Origin of the sequence: Flavonifractor sp. An100 (genome assembly GCF_002161175.1) — a bacterium.
GTDB lineage: Bacteria > Bacillota > Clostridia > Oscillospirales > Oscillospiraceae > Lawsonibacter.
Genome location: NZ_NFMA01000045.1, coordinates 1 through 5,147, shown reverse-complemented (window position 1 = coordinate 5,147; position 5,147 = coordinate 1). Strand labels below are relative to the sequence as shown.

Here is a 5,147-nt window from a genome sequence, read left to right as displayed (position 1 = left end):
GCGGCCTATATTTTTGCGCTCAAAATCTGGAAATTGTCTTGTTTTTCAAGGGTGTTCCTGCTATAACGACTGTGTATTTCCCCGGGTATATAGCCGATATCAGGGCGGAATGTTGATTCTGTGAATTTGAGGTATCGGGACAGCGGCACAGTCCCTTTTGGAGCGGACCGCGCCGGCTGCCCCGGCCCTGTTTAAGCAGGAAGGTTGGTGTGTGATGAAACAAGGAATGAGAAAGCTGAAAAAACAGGGGCTGGCGCTGGCGCTCTGCCTGAGCATGCTCCTGCCCGCCCTGCCGGTGATGGCCGCCGGGGAGGACGGCCCGGCAGCCGCGGACGGCCTGTGCGTCCATCATCAGGAACATACGGAGGAGTGCGGCTACACCGAGACGGCGGGCAGTCCCTGCGCCCATGTCCACGATGAGAACTGCGGCTATGCGGCAGCCACAGAGGGCAGCCCCTGCGCCCACATCCACGACGAGGCCTGCGGCTACGTGGAGGCGGCGGAGGAGATCCCCTGCAATATGGGCTGCACTGACACGGACGGCGATGGCAGCATTGACCACGCAGAGGGCTGCGCCTACCGGCCCGCTGCGGAAGGGCAGACCTGCGCTCATGCCCACGATGAGGCCTGCGGCTATGCGGCAGCCACAGAGGGCAGCCCCTGCACCCATACCCACGACGGGACCTGCGGCTACGTGGAGGCCGTGGCCGCGCCCTGCTCCTATGCGGTCAGCGGCTGCCCCTTCTGCGTGGCCAGCTGGGACTGGGCGGACGAGGACGGGCCGCTGACCCGGGCAGAGGACGGCGGCTGGGGCCTGGGCCTGCCCGGCGTCAGCGAGGACGCTCCCCTCACCCGCGGCGAGCTGGAGGCGCTGCTGCCCGGCCGGATCGCGGCGGTCACCGGCACCGGCGAAAGCGTGGGGCTGGACATCATCTGGGACCTGTCCGCCATTGGGGAGGCGGGGGTTTCCGCGGGCACCTATGCGCTGACCGCCTCGCTGGCGGAGACGGAGGAAAACTACGCCCTGTCCAAAGACGCGGCGGAGCTGGCCGTGACGGTGGAGCTGGGCGGCGCGCAGCCCCTGGCGGACGGAGGCCTGCCCCTGCCCACCGGCAGTATAAGCCAAGCGCCCCTCCAGGAACGGTTGGTCCAGGGCATCTCCCCCAACGGCACCACCATCAACCTGTTTGACTACTGGATCGACGGGCGGACGAATAGGGACGACAAGAACTATGGTGATTACGGAGATGAGTTCTTTAAAAGCGGTATCAACAACGGTCATGCCCTGCTGTTTGGCAGGGCTATGGGCAGTCAAGCTAATGATACAACAAAGACGAACTTGGGCATCTGGAACGATTGGACTACATCAGTGGCTCCACGGCAGGGGATCGTGAAGGGAACCTTGGGCGATGACGGCTACCCGGTGCTGAATGTTGATATGAAACTTGCCTCAAATCCAAAGATAACGGAAATGGAGCCCAACGAATCCCTGGCCTATCTGTTTGATCCGGATGAAATCTATGACAGCGAGAGACGAGAAAGCTATACGGACGTGCAGGGCCTCCTGCAGGTGGACGAGGAGGGCTATTACTACTACAACAGCCAGCTAAACTACGCGGTGTACTACCCTGATGACAACGCCTTCGCCCTATATAATCTTCCCGGCATCAAGCCTGACGGCGGTTCTCCTGTGGGCCAGTTCTTCCCCCTTAACGAGGCGAATGATACTACGGGCAAGGTAGATAAGAATGGTAAGACATACGATGTGGTGAATACCACCAACTCCAAGAATGCCTCCATCAACCACTACTTCGGCCTCCACATGTCCACCCGGTTCATCCACAAGTACGGCGGCCATGTAGACGGCTCTGAGGACGCCAACGAGGTCACCTACGAGTTCTCCGGGGATGACGACGTGTGGATCTTCATCGACGGCGTGCTGGTGGCCGACCTGGGCGGCATCCACGACGCCGCGTCTGTCGAAATCAACTTCGCCACCGGAAAGATCGTAATCAATGGAGATAAAGAGGCGAAATACAAGAAGGAGAGTACCCTCCAGAAAGCCTTTGAGGATGCGGGAAAAGAGAATGCCCTGAAGTGGGAGACTTATATAGACGACGTAACTGGCGAGAAATACACCACTTTCGCCGACAACACCTTCCACACCCTGGACTTCTTCTACCTGGAGCGGGGCAACACGGACTCCAACATGTATCTGCGCTACAACCTGCAGCCCATCCCCGAGAGCGAGATCTCCAAGATCGACCAGGAGGCGAACGCGATCCCAGGCGTGGAATTTAAGCTGTATGTGGCTGAAAAGAATGAGGATACGGGGAATTACACCATCGCGAAAAAGGCAAATGGCACCGAGTCCGATCCCATCTGGAGCGGAACCACCAAGGAGAACGGCGAAATCATCCTGGAGGATGCGAAGGGCACCACTCTCGCCTGGGGCGAGCTGGCGCAGGACTACAACACCAACCACTTCATCCTCAAGGAGGTCGGTATACCCGAGGGCTACCACTCCTACCGGGACGAGACCTGGCTGGAGTATGACCCGGACGTGGGGGTGGTTATGTCGGACAACTACTGGTACACCGGCAACTACGGCGAACCCCAGGTCACCATCACTGCCACCAACAAGCTGTACGAGGGCGAAGGGGGCAGCGGCAACAAGGGAAAAGAACTTGTCGATCTGAAAGATAGAAATAAGATTGATCCCAGCAACCCGAGCACCGTCCCCAAGGTCTACGCCGTGGTGTTCAAGCGGGTCAACGCGGCGGGGGAAGGCAGCGTTGACGAGCAGTTGAAAGGCTCCACCTGGCTGCCCATCTCCGGCAGCGTCACCGCCGGGTGGAAAATCCACGGCGATGTGGGCGATGACAGCGACAAGATGTTCGAGAATATCAGGAGGGCCATCGAAAACAACATTGCTGTAGGCAACCAGGCCACATTTGAGTTCCAACAGGACGGCAGCTTCCGTTGCACCATGACGGAGCTGCCCGGCTCCCTGGAGTTCTACTACCAGTACAAGCGGCTGAAGTACAACGCCCTGGTGGAGAAGTATAAGGAAGAGGGCAAGAATGACGGCGAAGCCGCAGCACTGGCCGCCGAGGAGGTCAAATTCGCGGAAGCCGCCTACGCGGTGAACTACTACTATAGGGATAGAAACGGCGACCTCGTCCGCCTCTACTCCGACGAGTTCGGCCGGGACTTCTCCACCCACCTCTACATCTCCAACATCAAGAACTACCTGGTGGTGCAGAAGCTGGACGAGGACGACACCCCCCTCAACGGCGCGAAGTTCGCCCTGTTCAAGGCGGGAGAAGGTCCCACCTATGACAATACTGACATCCGGCACTACATCGACTTCGACGACCACCTTGCGGTGAACTACGAAGAATTTGACGCCGCGCTGCAGAATAACACCATCGCCCCGGTGGACACCGGCACCACCGAGACGTTGGAATACGGAGAGCCGCGTGGCGAGAACGGCGAAATCTGGTACAAGGTGGCCAGCCCTGGTATGATCCTCTTCCCCGGCGCCTCGGGCAGTTCGGATAATAAACGATTCATTCTGGAACAGGGCACCTACTACCTGGTGGAGGCCAAGGCCCCCGAAGGCTATGAGCGCAACGGCTACGCCGCCAAGATCGTGGTCAACGAGCGGGGCGTGTTCCCCTACGCCGGGGATGAGGGCGTGGACGACGGCATTACCACCACCCGCTACGTGGCCAGCGCCATCAAGAGCATGCTCCGCTTCGTGGAGGACAACGGCGTGGACGCCACCCTGAACCGCATCAAGATCCAGCTGGCCACGGCGGAGGGGCGGGAGTTCCCGGCCAGCGACGAAGCATGGGACGCCGAGTGGAACGAGAACGCTGAGTTGGGCGACGCGGACGAGCTGCACCTGTACTACGCCGGTCGGGCCAAGACCAGCCGGGGCGTGGAGTATGACGCGGAGAGCCCGGATAAGCAGCAAGCGGCCCTGGGCAACCCGGTGGAGTCCGGCTGGTCCAAGCTGATGATCCGCCAGTGCAGGGATCACTACAAGGGGTTTGGAGGAACCGGCGGCAACGCCCCCAGCGGCTCCTACTACACCGAAAAACTCAGCCGGGTGCAGGACTTGAAGGACACCGACATCACGCGGCTGTTCTCCCGCCTGGCCGCCGTCCGGGTGACCAACAAGCCGGTCACGACAGACGAGAAGGAGGGCGGCCTGACTGTCACCAAGACCGTAACCGGCAGCGGCGACAAGAATAAGGAATTCCATTTCACCGTGACGCTCAACGATAAGACGGTGAACGGCACCTACGGCGGTATGACCTTCACGAACGGCGTGGCCGATTTCACCCTGAAGCACAATGAGAGCAAGACGGCCACCGGCCTGCCCGCCGGTATCACCTATACCGTTGCGGAGGCGGAGGCCAATCAGGACGGGTATACCACGACGGCTTCCGGCGCGTCCGGAACAACCCCGGCGGGAGGAACTGCCAAGGCGGAATTTGTCAACGATAAAGGAACGCCGCCTCCCGGCCCGGGCGACGATACCACCAGCCTCACCGTCAAAAAAGAGTGGAAGCTGGACGACGGCGGCACAAAAGCCGAATCGGTCACGGCGCAGCTGCTGAGAAACGGCAGCGCCTACGGCGGCCCGGTCACCCTGGATGATTCCAACAGATGGACGCACACCTGGACAGGGCTGGATGACCGGTATAACTGGTCCGTCCGGGAGGTGGATGTGCCCAACGGCTTCACCGCCACGGTGGCGCAGAGCGGCACCACCTGGACCATCAACAATGACGACACGCCGCCAGACAATCCGCCCGATGACCCGCCGGATACCCCTCCGGACGATCCTCCCGACGATCCGCCGGACGAACCGGAGACGCCCAGTGAGCCGGACAAACCGGACAAGCCCGACCAACCGGAGGATGTGGGAAATCCTGATATTCCAAAAGGCGGGGCCGAGCCGGACCCGGATGTGCCCGAAACCGGCGACCATTCTCATCTGCTTCTCTGGCTGACGTTGATGGTCCTGTCCGGGACTGGTCTGGTAACTATGCTGATCCTTGCATGGAGAGCCCGATACCGAGGAGAGCGCTTAAAAAAATAAAAGGAACAGCGCGGCGCGGCGGTTCATCCGC

1 protein-coding gene is annotated in these 5,147 nt (G+C 60.6%); it reads left to right on the top strand.

All coding sequences use genetic code 11. The features are described from left to right. Positions 1-226: 226 nt before the first annotated feature. Positions 227-5,116, top strand: a complete 4,890-nt coding sequence (locus B5E43_RS14595) for a Cna B-type domain-containing protein (RefSeq protein WP_158099075.1) — start codon at positions 227-229, stop codon at positions 5,114-5,116. Positions 5,117-5,147 lie beyond the last annotated feature (31 nt).

Excerpts from the sequence above, each read along its gene's own strand:
- B5E43_RS14595 (WP_158099075.1), top strand. The coding sequence starts at position 227 with ATGAGAAAGCTGAAAAAACAGGGGCTGGCGCTGGCGCTCTGCCTGAGC.